The following is a 17495-nucleotide window of genomic DNA, read 5'->3' as shown; positions in this document are numbered from 1 at the left end:
CTTCAAAGACGGTGAACGACAGTTTCAGAGCAGCACCACGTCGTATTGTTCCTGCGAATACATGGTTTCGACCTGAAAGCGAATAGTGCGGCCGATGAATGATTCCAGCTCCGCCACGTTACCGGACTCTTCATCCAGCAGGCGATCGACCACTTTCTGGTTGGCCAGCACCCGGTAACCTTCTGCCTGATAGGCACGTGCCTCCCGAAGAATTTCCCTGAAAATCTCGTAACAGACCGTTTCCGGAGTTTTTTGCTTACCCCGGCCCTGGCAACTGGCGCAAGGCTCGCAAAGCACCTGTTCGAGGCTTTCGCGAGTGCGCTTGCGGGTCATCTGCACCAGGCCCAGTTCGGTGATGCCGATGATGTTGGTCTTGGCGTGGTCGCGCTCCAGCTGTTTTTCCAGGGTGCGCAGCACTTGGCGGCGATGCTCTTCGTCTTCCATATCGATGAAGTCGATGATGATGATGCCGCCGATATTGCGCAGCCTCAGTTGCCGCGCGATGGCGGTGGCAGCCTCCAGGTTGGTCTTGAAGATGGTTTCTTCCAGGTTGCGGTGGCCGACGAAGGCGCCGGTGTTCACATCCACCGTGGTCATGGCCTCGGCGAGGTCGACCACCAGATACCCGCCAGACTTCAGCGGCACCTTGCGCTCCAACGCACGCTGGATCTCATCCTCTACTCCGTAGAGGTCGAAGATCGGCCGCTCGCCGGGGTATGCTCCAGCCGGTCGGCGATCTCAGGCATCAACTCGGCAACGAACTGGCTGGTTTTCTGGAAGGTTTCCCGGGAGTCGATGCGGATCTTCTCGATCTTGGGGCTGACCAGGTCGCGCAGCGTGCGCAGTGCAAGGCCAAGGTCCTCGTAGATGACGGTGGGGGCGCCCACGGTCTTGATCTGCTGGCCGATCTGCTCCCACAACCTGCGCAGGTAGCGGATATCCATCAGCAGCTCTTCGGAGCGCGCGCCCTCGGCTGCGGTGCGCAGGATGAAGCCCCCGGCGTTGGCGACGCCTTCGGCCGCCACGCAATCGGCAACCGCTTTCTTCAGACGCTCGCGCTCGGCTTCGTCTTCGATTTTCAGGGAGATCCCGACGTGGCTGCTGCGTGGCATGTAGACCAGATAACGCGACGGAATCGACAGCTGCGTGGTCAGCCGCGCACCCTTGCTGCCGATGGGGTCCTTGGTGACCTGCACCACCAGGCTCTGGCCGTCGTGGACCAGCGCGGTGATGCTCTCGGCAGCCTGGCCCTCACGCTGGGTGATTTCCGAGGCGTGAATGAACGCTGCGCGCTCAAGGCCGATGTCGATGAATGCCGCCTGCATGCCTGGCAGCACTCGCACCACCTTGCCTTTGTAGATATTGCCGACGATCCCGCGGCGCTGCGTGCGCTCGACGTGCGCTTCCTGCAACACGCCGTTCTCCACCACCGCCACGCGCGACTCCATCGGGGTGATGTTGATCAGGATCTCTTCACTCATGGCAAGCTCTCGTGCAGTGGGCCAACAGGGGGTGCTTCCTGGCAAGGCCACACCTTGCCCGGGTTCATTGCCAGCAGGCAATACCAAACAGGGCAAGCATTCGTGCGGTTTCGCACAACGGCAGGCCCACCACTGCCGAATAACTGCCTTCCAGCGACGCCACGAACACAGCGCCCAGCCCCTGGATAGCGTAGCCACCCGCCTTGTCGGCAGGCTCCCCGCTGGCCCAGTAGGCGCGTGCCTCCTGGGCATCGATGGCACGAAAGCGAACGCGGCTGGCAACACACAGCGCCTCGCTGCGCTGGCCGTCGAACAATGCGACCGCAGTCAACACCTGGTGTTCACGCCCGGCCAGGGCAAGCAGGGTATCGATGGCGGTTTGCTCATTGGCCGGCTTGCCGAGGATGTGCCCGTCGAGCACCACGGCGGTGTCTGCGCCCAGCACCACGCCCGGAGCTCCGAGGTGCTGCGAGCCGGCCTGAGCCTTGGCCAGCGCGAGGCGCAGCACATAGGCCTGTGCTGCTTCGCCGGGCAACGGCGTTTCGTCGATGCTCGCGCTGATGGTCGAGAAGGGAACGCCGATCTGGCTGAGCAGTTCACGGCGCCGGGGCGAGCCGGAGGCAAGGTGAAGCGTTGGCATCGCGGCGTCTCCTTGACGGGTGCGGGTCAGATGATGCGGTAGCGGCGGCGCAGGCCGCGGAACCCGTAGCTGATCCAGGGCCAGAGCAAGGCGCTGACCACCGCTGGCCATAACAACGCAAGCGTGGGCTGGCGATTACCGGTGAGGGCGCTGAGCCACAGCTGGGCCAGCTGCGTGACGCCCAACACCACGAATACCGTCAGGCATTGCTGCCACATGTGGAACATGCGCAGCCGTGGGGCCAACGACATGATGAGAAAGGCGGTAAGGGTAAGGATCAGCGCGTTCTGCCCAAGCAATGTGCCGTAGAGCACGTCCTGGGCCAGGCCCAGGAAGAACGCCGAGACCAGCCCGACCTTGTCGGGCAACGTCAGGCACCAGTAGGCGAGCAGCACCGCGACCCACAACGGCCGCAGGATCTCCATGAACTGCGGCAGCGGCGAAACGCTGAGCGGCAACCCAATCAGGAAACTGAACCAGACGATCCAGCCGTGGTTACGGCGGCGAGTGGCGACCATCAGCGGTGTTCTCCAGAAGCAGGCGCACTTGTGGCAGGCATACCTGTGGCAGGCACTCCTGTGGCAGGCACCCCTGTGGCAGGCGCCGGCCGCGCTTGGCGAGGCGTAGAAGCTGGGTGACTGCTGCCCGAATGTGCGCCCTGGGCTGGCTTGGCGGCCGCTGCTGGCGCTGGCGACGCAGCAGGCGCCGCAGCCGGTGCAGTACCGGTAGCCGCCGATGTAGCGGCGCCTGCAGCCGGTGCCGGGCTGGCATGGCCGGCAGCCTCCTGAGCCTCGCCGGCGGCGGCAGCACGCTCTTCGGGGGTACGGCTGTCGCTGAACACCAGCAGCACGTAACGGCTGCGGTTCAGCGCAGCGGTAGGCACTGCCCGCACCACAGCGAAAGGCTGGCCGGGGTCATGGATCACTTCCTTGACCGTGGCCACGGGGTAGCCCGCAGGGAAACGCTGGCCGAGGCCTGAGCTCACCAGCAGGTCGCCTTCCTTGATGTCGGCGGTATCGGCCACATGGCGCAGCTCGAGGCGTTCGGGGTTGCCCGTGCCGCTGGCGATGGCCCGCAAGCCATTGCGATTGACCTGCACCGGAATGCTGTGGGTGCTGTCGGTGAGCAACAGCACGCGCGCGGTGTACGGCATCAGTTCGACCACCTGGCCCATCAGCCCGCGGGCGTCGAGCACCGGCTGGCCCAGGAAAACACCGTCGCGCTCACCTTTGTTGATCAGGATGCGCTGGGTGAAGGGGTTCGGGTCCATGCCGATCAGCTCGGCGACCTCGACCTTTTCGTTGACCAGGGCCGAGGAGTTGAGCAGCTCGCGCAGGCGCACGTTCTGCTCGGTCAGGGCAGCCAGCTTCTGCAGGCGCCCCTGCAGCAGCAGGGCCTCGGTCTTGAGCTTTTCGTTTTCGGCGGCCAGTTCGGTGCGGCTGCCGAACTGGCTTGCAACCGCTTCCCAGGTACGGCCGGGCAGGTCGGTGACCCAATAGGATTGCATCAGCACCAGTGACATCTGGTTGCGCACGGGCTTGAGCAGGGTGAAACGCGCGTCGACCACCATCAAGGCAACGGACAACACGGCCAGCACCAGCAGGCGGATGCCCAGCGAGGGGCCTTTGCTGAACAGCGGTTTGATGATCCGCTCCTTTCGGGCAGATGGACGGGCGGCTTTTCACGGAAAAACCGAATGGCACGGGGAACCGGCATACAGGTAGCACCCCTGGGCACTACCTGTAAACCGCCATGGCCAGGCTCACTCGCTGGAGAGCAGGTCCATGGTGTGCTTGTCCATCATTTCCAGGGCACGGCCGCCGCCACGCGCTACGCAGGTGAGCGGGTCTTCGGCGACGATCACCGGCAGGCCGGTTTCCTGTGCCAGCAGTTTGTCGAGGTCGCGCAGCAGCGCGCCACCACCGGTAAGCACCAGGCCGCGCTCGGCGATGTCGGAAGCCAGCTCGGGAGGCGATTGCTCCAGCGCGCTCTTGACCGCTTGCACGATGGTCGCCAGGGATTCCTGCAACGCTTCGAGCACTTCGTTGGAGTTGAGCGTGAACGCGCGCGGTACACCTTCAGCGAGGTTACGGCCGCGCACGTCGACTTCGCGCACTTCGCCGCCCGGGTAGGCGGTGCCGATTTCCTGCTTGATGCGCTCGGCAGTGGACTCACCGATCAGGCTGCCGTAGTTGCGACGCACGTAGGTAACGATGGCTTCGTCGAAGCGGTCGCCGCCCACACGTACGGATTCGGCGTATACGACGCCGTTCAGGGAGATCAGTGCGATTTCGGTGGTGCCGCCACCGATGTCGACGACCATCGAACCGCGGGCTTCCTCGACCGGCAGGCCGGCACCGATGGCAGCAGCCATGGGCTCCTCGATCAGGAACACTTCGCGGGCACCGGCGCCCAGCGCCGATTCACGGATGGCGCGGCGCTCGACCTGGGTGGATTTGCAAGGCACGCAGATCAATACACGCGGGCTGGGCTGCAGGAAGCTGTTCTCATGCACCTTGTTGATGAAGTACTGAAGCATTTTTTCGCAGACGCTGAAGTCGGCGATCACGCCGTCCTTCATCGGACGGATGGCGGCGATGTTGCCCGGCGTACGGCCGAGCATGCGCTTGGCGTCGGTACCGACGGCCACTACGCTCTTCTGGTTGCCATGGGTACGGATGGCGACCACGGAGGGTTCATTCAGGACGATACCGCGCTCACGCACGTAGATAAGGGTGTTGGCTGTACCCAGGTCGATGGAAAGATCGCTGGAAAACATGCCACGCAGTTTCTTGAACATGGAAAGATGACCCTGGCAACGCGTGGGTAAAAAAGTGGCGCAAACTCTAACAACGACGGGGATTTTGGGCAAGGCGCCAATATGTTAAATTGGCTGTTTTTCCGGCCACGCCACCACATGAACGAGGCCATGTGACCGCGTGATCGGGAGCGTGTTCCCCGGCGCGGACTGAATCCGCCGCCTTTGATCGAGGATCCCCAATGGCGCTCGAGCGCAGCGACGTGGAAAAAATCGCCCATCTGGCCCGCCTGGGCCTGGATGAAACTGCCCTGCCCGGCACCATCGATGCCCTCAACAGCATCCTGGGCCTGGTCGACCAGATGCAGGCCGTCGACACCCAGGGCATCGCGCCCTGGCGCACCCGCTGGAAGCATCCCAGCGCCTGCGTAACGACCAGGTGACCGAACACAACCAGCGCGAGGCCTATCAGGCCGTCGCCCCGGCCACCGAGGGTGGCCTGTACCTGGTCCCGAAAGTCATCGACTAAGGAAAAGAGCCCGTCATGCACGAATTGACCCTCGCCCAGGTTGCCAAAGGCCTGGCCGACAAAGCCTTTTCTTCCGAAGAACTGGCGCAAACCCTCCTTGCCCGCATCGCCCAGCGCGATGGCGAGCTCAACAGCTTCATCACCGTTACTCCCGAGCTTGCGCTTGCGCAGGCGCGTGCCGCCGACCAGCGCCGCGCTGCTGGCGAAACCGGCGCGCTGCTGGGCGCCCCCATCGCCCACAAGGACCTGTTCTGCACCGAGGGCGTGCTGACGACCTGCGCCTCGCGCATGCTGGCCAACTTCCAGGCGCCCTACAACGCCACTGTGGTCGAAAAGCTCGCCGCAGCCGGCACCGTAACCCTCGGCAAGGCCAACATGGACGAGTTCGCCATGGGCTCGGCCAACGAGAACAGCCACTTCGGCCCGGTGCGCAACCCCTGGCATACCGAACACGTGCCAGGTGGCTCGTCGGGCGGTTCGGCAGCGGCCGTGGCTGCACGCCTGGTGCCCGCCGCCACCGGCACCGACACCGGCGGCTCCATCCGCCAGCCGGCGGCATTCACCAACCTCACCGGCCTCAAGCCCACCTACGGCCGCGTGTCGCGCTGGGGCATGATCGCCTACGCCTCCAGCCTCGATCAGGGTGGCCCGCTGGCACGCAGCGCCGAAGACTGCGCGCTGCTGCTGCAGGCAATGGCCGGCTTCGATCCCAAAGACTCCACCAGCATCGACGAGCCGGTGCCCGACTACAGCGCGAGCCTCAACGCTCCGTTGGAGGGCCTGCGCATCGGCCTGCCGAAAGAGTATTTCGGTGCCGGCCTCGACCCGCGCCTGGGCGACGCCGTGCAAGCCGCCGCCGATGAGCTGCGCAAGCTCGGTGCACAGGTACGCGAGATCAGCCTGCCCAACCTCGGCCATGCGATCCCGGCGTACTATGTGATTGCCCCGGCCGAGGCCTCTTCGAACCTGTCGCGCTTCGACGGCGTACGCTTCGGCTATCGCTGCGAAAGCCCGGTCGACCTCACCGACCTGTACAAACGCTCGCGTGGCGAAGGCTTCGGCACCGAGGTGCAGCGTCGCATCATGGTCGGCACCTACGCGCTTTCGGCCGGCTACTACGATGCCTACTACATCAAGGCGCAGCAGATCCGCCGGCTGATCAAGAACGACTTCATGGCCGCCTTCAAGGAAGTCGACGTGATCCTCGGCCCAACCACGCCGAACCCGGCCTGGAAGCTCGGCGCCAAGAACGCCGACCCGACCGCTGCGTACCTGGAAGACTTCTACACCATCACCGCCAACATGGCTGGCCTGCCGGGCCTGTCGATGCCTGCGGGCTTCGTCGACGGCCTGCCGGTGGGCGTGCAATTGCTGGCACCCTACTTCCAGGAAGGGCGCCTGCTCAATATCGCGCACCGCTACCAGCAGGTCACCGACTGGCACAGCCGGTCGCCGGAAGGGTTCTGAGGAGAGACACACATGCAATGGGAAGTCGTGATCGGGCTGGAAATCCATACCCAGCTCGCCACCGCGTCGAAGATCTTCTCCGGCAGCGCCACCACCTTCGGTTCCGAGCCCAACACCCAGGCCAGCCTGGTCGACCTGGGCATGCCCGGCGTGCTGCCGGTGCTCAATGCCGAGGCCGTGCGCATGGCCGTGATGTTCGGCCTGGCGGTCGATGCTGAAATCGGCCAGCGCAACGTATTCGCGCGCAAGAACTACTTCTACCCCGACCTGCCCAAGGGTTACCAGATCAGCCAGATGGACCACCCGGTGGTCGGCAAGGGCTTTCTGGACATCACCCTGGAAGACGGCACCATCAAGCGCGTGGGCATCACCCGTGCGCACCTGGAAGAAGACGCCGGTAAAAGCCTGCACGAAGACTTCAACGGCGCTTCCGGCATCGACCTGAACCGCGCCGGCACACCGCTGCTGGAGATCGTCTCCGAGCCGGACATGCGCAGTGCCAAGGAAGCGGTGGCCTACGTCAAGGCTATCCACGCGCTGGTGCGCTACCTGGGCATCTGCGACGGCAACATGGCCGAAGGTTCGCTGCGCTGCGACTGTAACGTTTCGGTGCGGCCCAAGGGCCAGGCCGAGTTCGGCACCCGCTGCGAGATCAAGAACGTCAACTCGTTCCGCTTCATCGAGAAGGCGATCAACCATGAAATCCAGCGCCAGATCGAGCTGATCGAGGACGGCGGCAAGGTCGTGCAGGAAACCCGCCTGTACGACCCGAACAAGGACGTCACCCGCTCGATGCGCAGCAAGGAGGAAGCCAACGACTACCGTTACTTCCCCGACCCCGACCTGCTGCCGGTGGTGATCGAGGACGCCTTCATCGAAACGGTGCGCGCCGGCTTGCCGGAGCTGCCACCGCAGAAGGTCGAGCGTTTCCAGAGCCAGTACGGCCTGTCGCAGTACGACGCCGCGGTGCTGGCTTCCAGCCGTGAGCAGGCGGACTACTTCGAGAAAGTGACCAGCACCGGCGGTGACGCGAAGCTGGCGGCCAACTGGGTGATGGTCGAACTGGGCAGCCTGCTCAACAAGCTGGGCCTCGAGATCGACGACTCGCCGGTCAGCGCCGAGCACCTGGGCGGGATGATCCAGCGCATTCGCGACAACACCATCTCCGGCAAGATTGCCAAGATGGTGTTCGAAGCGATGGCCGCCGGCGAAGGCTCGGCCGACCAGATCATCGAAGCCAAGGGCCTGAAGCAGGTGACCGACAGCGGCGCCATCGAAGCCATGCTCGATGAGGTGATGGCCGCCAACGCAGCTCAGGTCGAACAATACCGCGCCGCCGACGAGGCCAAGCGCGGCAAGATGTTCGGCTTTTTCGTCGGCCAGGCCATGAAGGCCTCCAAAGGCAAGGCCAACCCGGGGCAGGTGAACGAACTGCTCAAGCGCAAGCTCGAAGGCTGACGTTGACCCGCGCGCCCGCCCTTTCGGCGGGTGCGCCACTTTCTAAGGACTTTGCCATGTGGCGTTCGCTCGCCTTGGCCCTGGGCTCGATGTTGCTGGGCGGTTGCGCCCTGATGGACGAAACCGAGCCTGCCATCGACCCTCACGGCTATGACCAGCAAGGCATGGCCTCCTATTACGGCGCTCGCCATCAAGGCAAGCGCACCGCCAGCGGCGAGCGTTTCGACCAGAGCGCATTGACCGCGGCGCACCGGCGGCTGCCGTTCGGCAGCAAGGTGCTGGTCACCGATCTCGCCAACCAGAAGACGGTGATGGTACGTATCAACGACCGCGGCCCACATACCCGCGGCCGGCTGATCGACGTTTCACGTGCCGCTGCCGAGCAACTGGGCATGATCGGCAGCGGCACCGCACGTGTGCGCGTTCAAGACCTGGACGACTGAAGGAGCTTCGCCATCTTCGACCTCGCCACCCTCCCCGCCCTGAGCCTGATCCAGTGGGCGATCGGCCTCGCGCTGATGCTGCTGGGTGCCGAGTGCATGGTGCGTGCGGCGGTTGGCCTGGCGCACCGGCTGAACATGCGCCCGGTACGGTTGGGGCTGACGGTGGTAGCGCTGAGCAGCAGCGCTCCGCAAATGGCCATCGCGTTGCGCGCCAGCACCCAGGGCGCGGGCGACCTGGCGTTGGGCAGCCTGTTCGGTGGGTTGATCTTCAGCGTGCTGGGCACACTGGGCTTGTGCGCGCTGATCTCGCCGCTGCGGGTGTCGCGCCCTGTGGTGCTGCACGACCTGCCGGCCATGCTGCTGGCGGCAGTGCTGGTGTATGCCCTGTGCCTGAACGAAAACCTGGGCACGTGGGAAGGCGGCCTGTTGATCGGCGCACTTGTGCTGTGGCTGTGGCGGCTGCTGGGCCAGGCGCGTCGGCATGGCCGCAGCTGGTCGCGCCAGGGCACGCCCCGCTCGCTGGCGATGCCGGTGGCGCTTGCAGTGCTGGGCCTGGGTGCCACTGCGCTGGGCAGCCGCTGGCTGATTGGCGCAACCCTGGAGGTGGCAACCGACCTGGGCCTGTCCCAACGCATCATGGGCCTGACCGCCGTCGCTATCTGCGCGTCATTGCCGGAACTGGCGATGTCGCTGATCGCGCTGCTGCGCGGCGAACGTGACCTGGCGGTAGGCAACGTCATCGGCAGCAACCTGTTCAACCTGCTGGGGGTGCTGGGCTTTGTGATATTGGCAAGCCCCGAGCCGCTGTCGGTGTCGCCCAACGCGCTGGCGTTCGAATTGCCGGTGATGGTGGGGGTGGCGTTGCTGGCGATGCCGCTGTTCTACACGGGTTATCGCGTGTCACGGGTGGAGGGCTTGATTCTGCTGGTGCTTTACGGGGTGTTCGGCTTGCACCTGCTGAGCTTTACCTTCGGCATGCCATTGGCAGCTCGCCTGGAGCACTGGCTGCTGCCTGCCCTGCCTCTGCTCGCAACCATGGCTGTTTTCAGAGCCTGGCGCAGCTGGCGCCGCCGTCACTAGGTTTCCAGATCGGTGTGAGACCTGAATGTTCAGCAGTGCGCGTCGCGCGGCCAGCCGCCCTCACACGATTTGAACTGCCCCTCACCAGACCTTGCCGGTGAATTCAGATGAGCGCCAGGCTTTGCAGGATGAAAATCCCGAGATTGGTCGTCACCGCCGCCGCCACCGTAGTAATCACGACGATCGCTGCCGCCAACGGATAATTGCCACCCGCAGCGCGCACCATCACGTAGCTGACCGATGCAGTCGGCGCGCCGAAATACAGAAACAGAATCCCCAGATCAGCCCCGCGAAAACCGCACAGCCAGGCGCCGAAGGTACCAACCAGCGGCAGCCAGACCATCTTGCCCACACTGGCCTCCACCGCCGTCGCACTGCTCTCGCGCAACGCCGCCAATGACAGGCTGCCACCGATGCAGATCAACCCCAGCGGCAGGCTCATCTGCGCAAGGCTTTGACCCGACTGCTCAAGCCACGCCGGCAGGCGCCAGCCGCTCAGGGCAAATGGGATGGCGACCAGCACACTGATGATCAACGGGTTGCGAACGATATTGAGCATGACGCTGCGCGGGTCGGACTTCATACCCGGCGTATAGACCGACAACACGATCACCGAGAGCGCGTTGTAGCAAACGATCACCAGCCCCGCCAGGATCGACCCCAGCGAAATGCCATAGGCGCCGTACATGCTCGCCGCGAGTGCCAGCCCGATCACCCCGTTGTTACCGCGAAACGCCCCCTGCACGAACACACCGCGGTCGGCATGAGGCACGCGCCATATCGCATAACGCCAGATCAGCGCGAAGCTCAGCACCGTGGCGAGCGTGAAGTACAGCACGATGCCGGGCTTGAACGAGGTTTTGAAATCGGCATGAACGATGCCCAGAAACAAAAGGCACGGCATGGTCAGGTTGAACACCAATGCCGAGGTCACGCGAATGAACCCGTCGTCGATCCAGCCGACTCGCTTGAGCACCCACCCCAGCACCAGCATGGAAAACACCGGCAGGGTGATGGTGAGGGTCTGCAGGAAAAGCGCGAGCATTCGGCAAAGGTCCGTGGGCTGATAGCGCGCCCATCATAAACGAGACGGCGCGCTCGTGGCGCGCCGGGGCCCATGCAGGATGGGCAATAGAGAGGGTGAAACACCCGCGCTGCTTGTGGCGGCGCGGGCAGGCAACGCCTTACTGCGGGCCCATCTTGTGCATCAGTGCCGCGAGCATTTCGATTTCTTCGCCAGTCAGGTCGGTCAGCGGCGTGCGTACCGGGCCTGCATCGTAGCCCGCGATCTTGGCGCCTGCCTTGACGATGCTCACGGCATAGCCCGGCTTGCGGTTGCGGATGTCCAGGTACGGCAGGAAGAAATCATCGATCAGCTTGCCAACCGTGGCGTGATCGTCCTTGGCAACAGCGTGGTAGAAGTCCATCGCGGTTTTCGGGATGAAGTTGAACACCGCCGAAGAGTAGACCGGCACACCCAGCGCCTTGTAGGCAGCGGCATAGACCTCAGCGGTGGGCAGGCCACCCAGGTAGCTGAAGCGGTCACCCAGGCGGCGGCGGATGCTGACCATGGTTTCGATGTCGCCCAGGCCGTCTTTGTAACCGATCAGGTTCGGGCAGCGCTCGGCCAGTTGCTCCAGCAGCGGCGCGTTGAGGCGGCAAACGTTACGGTTGTAGACGATCACGCCGATGTTCACCGACTTGCACACCGCTTCGACGTGGGCAGCCACGCCATCTTGGGAGGCTTCAGTCAGGTAATGCGGCAGCAGCAGCAGGCCTTTGGCCCCCAGGCGCTCGGCTTCCTGAGCGTAGGCAATCGCCTGGCGGGTGGAACCGCCGACGCCGGCGAGGATAGGTACGCTGGTGGCGCAGGTGTCTACGGCGGTCTTGATGATGGCGGAGTATTCGTCGGCAGCCAGGGAGAAGAACTCACCGGTGCCGCCCGCCGCGAACAACGCGCTGGCGCCGTACGGGGCGAGCCATTCCAGGCGCTTGATGTAGCCCTTGGGGTCGAATTCACCCTGGGCGTCGAAATCGGTGACCGGGAAAGACAGCAGACCGGCGGAGAGGATGGACTTGAGTTCTTGTGGAGTCATTGTAGGAACACCCTGCGAGCACTGAATGTGGGAGACGGCATCGGGGCTATGCCGCTCGATGTTGTTAGTCATCGTACAACCACATATGGAGCATTGCAACCGGATTCCATTTGCTCCTCTGGCGCGCAGCCGCAACCGCTCGATCAGGCGGCGCGGCTGAATGTTTGAAAACGAATGTGGCGTTAATTCAGCCCGGTACTGGGCGCTGCCTCTTCGTGCGCCTGCCGCAGCCGCTCGCGGCTGTTGGTCAGGTGCAAGCGCATCGCGGCGCGCGCAGCGTCGGCGTCCTGGCGGGCAATGGCGTCGAAGATCTCTTCGTGCTCGCGGCTCAGGCGGGTCATGTAGTGTTGCTGGTCATCATGGGCCAGGCGTGCGGAGTTCAAGCGCGTACGCGGAATGATGCTGGTGCCCAGGTGGGTCATGATGTCGGTGAAGTAGCGGTTGCCAGTGGCCAGCGCGATGCGCAGATGGAACTGGAAATCCGAGGAGACCGCATCGAGCGAATGCGCGGCGCCCTCGTTGAGCGCGTCGAGCGCTTCGCGGATCTGCGCCAGTTGCTCGGGCGTGCGGCGGGTGGCAGCAAGGCCTGCCGACTCGACCTCAAGGCTGATGCGCAGTTCGAGCACTGCGAGCACGTCACGCAGGGTAACGATGGTAGCCGGGTCGATGCGAAAGCCGCTCGGGCTGGGGGTGTCGAGTACGAACGTGCCGATGCCGTGGCGGGTTTCGACCTGTCCTGCGGCCTGCAGGCGCGAAATGGCCTCACGCACCACGGTACGGCTCACGCCCTGCTCTTCCATGATGGCGGACTCGGTGGGCAACTTGTCGCCGCGCTTGAGCTGGCCGCTGCGAATGCGCTCGGAGAGCACGGCGACCAGCTCCTGGGCCAGGCTGCGGGGCTTTTTGCGGGCGCGTGGAAGTGCGCTCTGATTATCCATGACGTGCATCGAACTCGGGCCAATGATCAGGCGGCATCATAGCGCATCCCATAGGCCCGGGCATGCCTCATTGCGCCAGCAGCTGGCCCTCGCGGATCGCCATAAGCCGAGGGTGGAAGGGCTTGAGCGTGCTGCGGTGGCCGACGCTTACGATCCCGACGCCGGGCAAACGCTCGATCAGCAGGCCGTACAGCCGCGCCTCGTCTTCTTCGTCCATCGCCGCAGTGGCTTCGTCCATGAACAGCCAGCGCGGCCGGTACAGCAGCGCTCGGGCGAAGGCCAGGCGTTGCTGTTCACCCGGTGAGAGCAGGCGCTGCCAATGCTCGCTGGCGTCCAGCCGGCCGACCAGATGACCGAGCCGGCAACTGCGCAGTGCCTCGGTGAAGGCCTCGTCGTCGTATGCGCTGGCCGGTTCCGGGTAACTGAGGGCTTCACGAAGTGGGCCAATCGGCAGGTAGGGCTTTTGCGGAAGGAACAGGTAGCGCTCGCCCGGCAGCACAATTCGCCCTGCTCCACTGGGCCAAAGCTTGCCCATGGCCCGCAGCAACGAACTCTTGCCACTGCCGGACTGGCCACTGAGCATCAGCCGCTCACCGGGCGCCAGTTGCAGCGAAGCGCCGCTGACCAGCTTGCGGCCATCGGCCAGGTCCAGCGCCACGTTGTCCAGCGCCAGCGCGCTGCCCTGCTCCACCACTTCGATGGCTTGCGGGCGCGCCTCGTTGGCGGCCATGTCGTCACGAAAGCCCAGCAAACGGTCACAGGTCGCGCGCCAGCCGGCAAGCGAGGTGTATGCCGAGATGAACCAGCTCATGCTCTCCTGCACATTGCTGAAGGCCGAGCTGATCTGCATCAGCTCGCCCAGCTCGATCTTGCCGGCGAAATAGCGCGGCGCCGCCAGCGCCAGCGGCAGGATCACCGCCAACTGGTCGTAACCGGAGGTGAAGTAGGTCAGGCGCTTCTGCACGCGCATGGTCTGCCAGAAGTTTTCCCACACTGCGCCGAAGCGAGCGCTCAAACGGCGGTGCTCGTTCGGCTCGCCGTTGTAGAGCGCAATGCTCTCGGCGTTTTCGCGGATGCGCACCATCGAAAACCGCAGGTTCGCCTCATAGCGCTGTTGCAGGTTCGACAGCGGGATCAGGCGGCGGCCGATGATGTGCGTGAGCCAACTGCCCACCACCGCGTACACCAGTGCCACCCAGAACATGTAGCCGGGGATCTCGATACCGGCGACCTCGGCACTGCCCGACACGCCCCACAGGATCACAGAGAACGACACCAGGCTAACCACGGTTCTGACGAACCCCAGGCCCAGGGTCAGGGTGTCGCTGGTGAAGCTGTTGATGTCTTCGCTGATGCGCTGGTCGGGGTTGTCCAGGTAGGTCGCGGTTTCGAGCTGGTAGTAGTTCTTGTGCCCCAGCCAGCGGGCAAAATGCTGCTCGGTGAGCCAGCGGCGCCAATGGATGGTGAGCATCTGCGTCAGGTAGAGCCGGTAGACCGCAGCGAAGATCGCGACCATCGCGATGACCGTAAAGTGCGCGATCAGCGTACCGAAGGCGCTGAAGTCTTTCTTCTCCAGAGCGTTGTAGAAGTCGCGGTACCAGCCGTTGAACCATACCGAAACGGCCACGCTGAACAGCGAAAGGCCCAGTACGGCGATGAGCAAGGTCCAGGCCTTGGCCTTTTCCTCGCTGCGCCAGTACGGCACGGCAAGGCGCCATACGCGCTTGAGGAAGTTTCCGGCGGGCATACGCAGGCCCACTGCATTATCGGTGTTCGATGTCATGTTCAGGCTCGCAGGCCGAGCCAGTGCCGCCCTGCCCTGGGCGGCGCTGGCGGCAGGTAGGAATCAGCGGCGTACTGGCCGCTTCTGCAGTTTGCGTTGCAGGGTGCGCCGGTGCATGCCCAGGGCGCGTGCGGTGGCGGAGATGTTGCCCTCGTGCTCACCCAGCACGCGCTGGATGTGCTCCCACTGCAGGCGGTCGACCGACATAGGGTTGTCGGGCACCAACGTATCGAGGTCGGCGTGGTCGGACATCAACGCCGCCAGCACGTCGTCGGCGTCAGCCGGCTTGCACAGGTAGTTGCGTGCCCCCCGCTTGATCGCCTCGACGGCGGTGGCGATGCTCGAATAGCCGGTGAGCAGCACCACGCGCATTTCAGGGTCCAGCGCCAACAGCTTGGGCAACAGCACAAGCCCCGAGTCGCCTTCCATTTTCAGGTCGAGCGCGGCGTAGTCGGGCAGGTCCTGCTGGGCCAGTGCCAGGCCTTCCTCGGCGGAGCTGGCGGTGCTCACGCGCAAGCCGCGGCGGGCCATGGCGCGGGCCATCACCCGGGTGAAGGTGGTGTCGTCGTCGACCAGCAGCAAGTGCGGCAGGTCCTCGCCTTCGGCGTGCGGGTTTTCGTCTGTCATTCAGGCCTCCTGAGGCTGCACGGGCAGGCGCAGTTCGGTCAGCGTGCCGCCCTGCTCGTGGCTGTAGAGTTTGACCGAGCCGCCGGCGCGGGTAACGCTGGCCTTGCTCAGGAAAAGGCCAAGGCCGAAGCCTTTGCCCTTGGTCGTGAAGAAAGGTTTGCCGATTTGCTCGGCAATAGCTAGGGGCACACCCGCGCCGTGGTCGCGAATTCGGATGAAGATGTTTTCATCGTCCCAGTCCAGGGTGGCGAGCAGGTCGTCCGGGCAGGCGTCGGCGGCGTTGTTGAGCAGGTTGAGCAGCGCCTGGGTGAGGTCCGGTGGCGGCGCGATCTCAGGCACCGGGCCAGCGCTCTGAACCTCGAGGCGGTAGGTCACCTCGGGCGCATCAGGTGCCAGCGATCGCAGGTTTCGTCCAGCCACGCCTTGACAGGCCTTGGCATGACATCCAGGCGGCGGTTGGCTTCAGCGGCGCGCACCAGCTGCTGCAGGGTATGTTTGCATTGCTGCACCTGTTGCTGGAGCAGCGCCAGATCCTCCTGCAGGGCTGCATCACTGTGTTCCTGGCGCATTTCCTTGAGCAGCACGCTCATGGTCGCCAAGGGCGTGCCCAGTTCATGGGCTGCACCGGCGGCCTCGGTGGCCACGGCCAGCAGTTGCTGATCTCGCAGGCCCTCCTCGCGGCGTTGCGCTCGCCACTGTTCCTGGCGCCGCAGCTCCTCGGCCATGCGCGCGGCGAAAAAGGTGATAACGCCGGCGGCGAGCGCGATGCTCATCCACATGCCGTAGACCTGCATGTTCTCGCGCGCCACCGGGTAGGTTTCCAGCGGGTAGAAGCGCAGCAGCAGAAAGGTGTAGCTGACCAGCGCCAGCCCCGACAGCGCCAGCGAATACACCCAAGGCAGCGTGACCGCGGCGATCGTCAGCGGCACCAGGTAGTAGGACACGAACGGGTTGGTCGAACCGCCGGAGTAATACAGCAGCACGCTGTGGATCAGCAGGTCGCAGCCCAGCTGCACGGCGTATTCGAACTCGGTGACCGGCAGCGGCAGGCGCAGGCGCGCTGCGGTCAAGGCGCACAGCACCGCAGAGAACGCGAGGGTGATCACCAGCGCAAGCCAGGGCAGTGGCAACAGATGTGTGAGCCAGGCGAACCCCACCGAGCCTGCCTGCGCGGCCAGCACCAGGATGCGTACGAGGGTGAGCCGCCAGAGGTTCTGGCGGCTGGCGGACAACGGTGGCAAGGCCGCGAACATGCGCGCTCCAGGCTGTCAAAGGGAAGCGGCAAGTATACCCGAATGCCAGCCAGAGGCTGACAAATCTGCGGCAAAGCACCACAGTTACGCTCACCGGTATTTCCAGAACAAGGAGTTTCAGATGCTGATGCACCGTTACCGCCCCGCCCTGCTGTTGGCGGCAGGCCTTCTTCTCTCGCCCCTGGCGGGCGCCGAGGCGCTGAATTACAACCAGGTCTCGCTGCGTGCTGAGGCCACCCGCGAGGTGCCGCGCGACCTGATGAACGTGACGCTCTACACCGAAGATCAAGGCCGCGACCCAGCCCAACTGGCCAAGGGTATCAGCGAAACATTGAACAAAGCCCTGGCACAGGCGCGGGCCGTGGAAGGCGTGACCGTACGCGTCGGCACTCGCCAGAGCTATCCCGTATACGACGACAAGGGCCAGAAGATCACCGCCTGGCGCGAACGCGCCGAGCTGCGCCTTGAAAGCCAGGACTTCCCCGCGCTGTCGAAACTGACCGGTGAATTGCAGCAGACATTGAAGCTTGGCGGCATGAGCTTCGATATAGCGCATGCCACGCGCAAGGAAAACGAAGACGCCTTGCTCAAGGAAGCCGTGGCCGACTTCAAGGCCCGCGCACAGCATGTGGCACAAGCGATGGGCGGCACGGGTTACCGCGTGGTCAGCCTGGACCTCAACAGCGACGGGCAGATCCGTTTCCCGGTGGCCCCGGCGCCGATGATGATGAAAGCCGCGCGCGCTGACAGTGCGCCGGTCACACCGGAAGTGGAAGCAGGCACCACCGAGGTGCAGATCAACGCAACTGGCGTCATCGAAGTGCAAATGCCCTGACGGACGACCGGCGGTGCCGAGACGACAATCGGCACCATCGGGGGGCGCCCGCACCTAGACTGTGCATCAATGTTCGAAAACGAACAGGGGCGCCTTCCGCAGACCGT

14 protein-coding genes and 3 pseudogenes are annotated in these 17495 nt (G+C 64.5%); 6 read left to right on the top strand and 11 right to left on the bottom strand.

Annotated elements, in window-relative coordinates:
- Positions 1-24 precede the first annotated feature (24 nt).
- The 5 genes and pseudogenes from rng to mreB form a co-directional block, all read right to left on the bottom strand.
- Positions 25-1481: pseudogene (gene rng, locus LN139_RS02150) on the bottom strand (ribonuclease G).
- A gap of 64 nt (positions 1482-1545) precedes the next feature.
- A complete protein-coding gene (locus LN139_RS02145) occupies positions 1546-2121 on the bottom strand; it encodes a Maf family protein (protein ID WP_236358352.1) in 576 nt (191 codons plus the stop codon).
- Positions 2122-2147: 26 nt separating this feature from the next.
- The gene (gene mreD / locus LN139_RS02140) at positions 2148-2639 is read right to left on the bottom strand and encodes a rod shape-determining protein MreD (RefSeq protein ID WP_236358350.1); all 492 of its coding nucleotides are present in this window, start codon (positions 2637-2639) and stop codon (positions 2148-2150) included.
- Entirely contained in the window at positions 2639-3757 is a 1119-nt protein-coding gene (gene mreC / locus LN139_RS02135; RefSeq protein WP_268944866.1) for a rod shape-determining protein MreC, read from the bottom strand. Before mreC ends, mreD begins: the two co-directional genes overlap by 1 nt.
- 126 nt (positions 3758-3883) lie before the next feature.
- Positions 3884-4921: a rod shape-determining protein MreB gene (mreB, locus tag LN139_RS02130; RefSeq protein WP_097086069.1), complete on the bottom strand. Its 1038-nt coding sequence runs from the start codon at positions 4919-4921 to the stop codon at positions 3884-3886.
- Between the two features lie 200 nt (positions 4922-5121).
- Here mreB and gatC point away from each other — a divergent pair.
- From gatC to LN139_RS02105, 5 genes and pseudogenes are all read left to right on the top strand, one after another.
- A pseudogene (gatC, locus tag LN139_RS02125) lies at positions 5122-5408 on the top strand (Asp-tRNA(Asn)/Glu-tRNA(Gln) amidotransferase subunit GatC).
- Positions 5409-5423: 15 nt separating this feature from the next.
- On the top strand, positions 5424-6875 hold the full coding sequence (gene gatA / locus LN139_RS02120) for an Asp-tRNA(Asn)/Glu-tRNA(Gln) amidotransferase subunit GatA (RefSeq protein ID WP_236358346.1): 1452 nt from the start codon (positions 5424-5426) through the stop codon (positions 6873-6875).
- 12 nt (positions 6876-6887) lie between these two features.
- Positions 6888-8333 (top strand): Asp-tRNA(Asn)/Glu-tRNA(Gln) amidotransferase subunit GatB, encoded by a 1446-nt coding sequence (gene gatB, locus LN139_RS02115; RefSeq protein ID WP_236358344.1) that lies wholly within the window; start codon positions 6888-6890, stop codon positions 8331-8333.
- Positions 8334-8389: 56 nt separating this feature from the next.
- Positions 8390-8776 carry a septal ring lytic transglycosylase RlpA family protein gene (locus tag LN139_RS02110; protein ID WP_442964369.1) on the top strand — a complete coding sequence of 129 codons (387 nt, stop codon included), beginning with the start codon at positions 8390-8392 and terminating at the stop codon, positions 8774-8776.
- Positions 8777-8821: 45 nt separating this feature from the next.
- A complete protein-coding gene (locus tag LN139_RS02105) occupies positions 8822-9856 on the top strand; it encodes a calcium/sodium antiporter (RefSeq protein WP_236360224.1) in 1035 nt (344 codons plus the stop codon).
- A 103-nt stretch (positions 9857-9959) separates the two neighbouring features.
- Here LN139_RS02105 and LN139_RS02100 read toward each other — a convergent pair whose 3' ends face one another.
- From LN139_RS02100 to LN139_RS02075, 6 genes and pseudogenes are all read right to left on the bottom strand, one after another.
- Positions 9960-10901: an AEC family transporter gene (locus LN139_RS02100; RefSeq protein ID WP_236358342.1), complete on the bottom strand. Its 942-nt coding sequence runs from the start codon at positions 10899-10901 to the stop codon at positions 9960-9962.
- Positions 10902-11040: 139 nt separating this feature from the next.
- A complete protein-coding gene (gene kdgD / locus LN139_RS02095) occupies positions 11041-11952 on the bottom strand; it encodes a 5-dehydro-4-deoxyglucarate dehydratase (protein WP_236358340.1) in 912 nt (303 codons plus the stop codon).
- 182 nt (positions 11953-12134) lie between these two features.
- Positions 12135-12890, bottom strand: coding sequence for a FadR/GntR family transcriptional regulator (locus LN139_RS02090; RefSeq protein WP_236358338.1), 756 nt, complete (start codon positions 12888-12890; stop codon positions 12135-12137).
- Between the two features lie 67 nt (positions 12891-12957).
- Entirely contained in the window at positions 12958-14673 is a 1716-nt protein-coding gene (locus LN139_RS02085; RefSeq protein ID WP_236358336.1) for an ABC transporter ATP-binding protein/permease, read from the bottom strand.
- 63 nt (positions 14674-14736) lie between these two features.
- Positions 14737-15300, bottom strand: coding sequence for a response regulator transcription factor (locus LN139_RS02080; RefSeq protein ID WP_236358334.1), 564 nt, complete (start codon positions 15298-15300; stop codon positions 14737-14739).
- A pseudogene (locus LN139_RS02075) lies at positions 15301-16553 on the bottom strand (ATP-binding protein).
- A 127-nt stretch (positions 16554-16680) separates the two neighbouring features.
- On the opposite strand from LN139_RS02075, the gene LN139_RS02070 reads away from it, so the two are divergent.
- A complete protein-coding gene (locus LN139_RS02070) occupies positions 16681-17388 on the top strand; it encodes an SIMPL domain-containing protein (RefSeq protein ID WP_236360221.1) in 708 nt (235 codons plus the stop codon).
- Positions 17389-17495 lie beyond the last annotated feature (107 nt).

Origin of the sequence: Pseudomonas sp. KNUC1026 (genome assembly GCF_021650705.1) — a bacterium.
Lineage (GTDB): Bacteria > Pseudomonadota > Gammaproteobacteria > Pseudomonadales > Pseudomonadaceae > Aquipseudomonas.
Note: the sequence above shows the minus strand (reverse complement) of the source record. Positions and strands in the feature narration are given on the sequence as shown.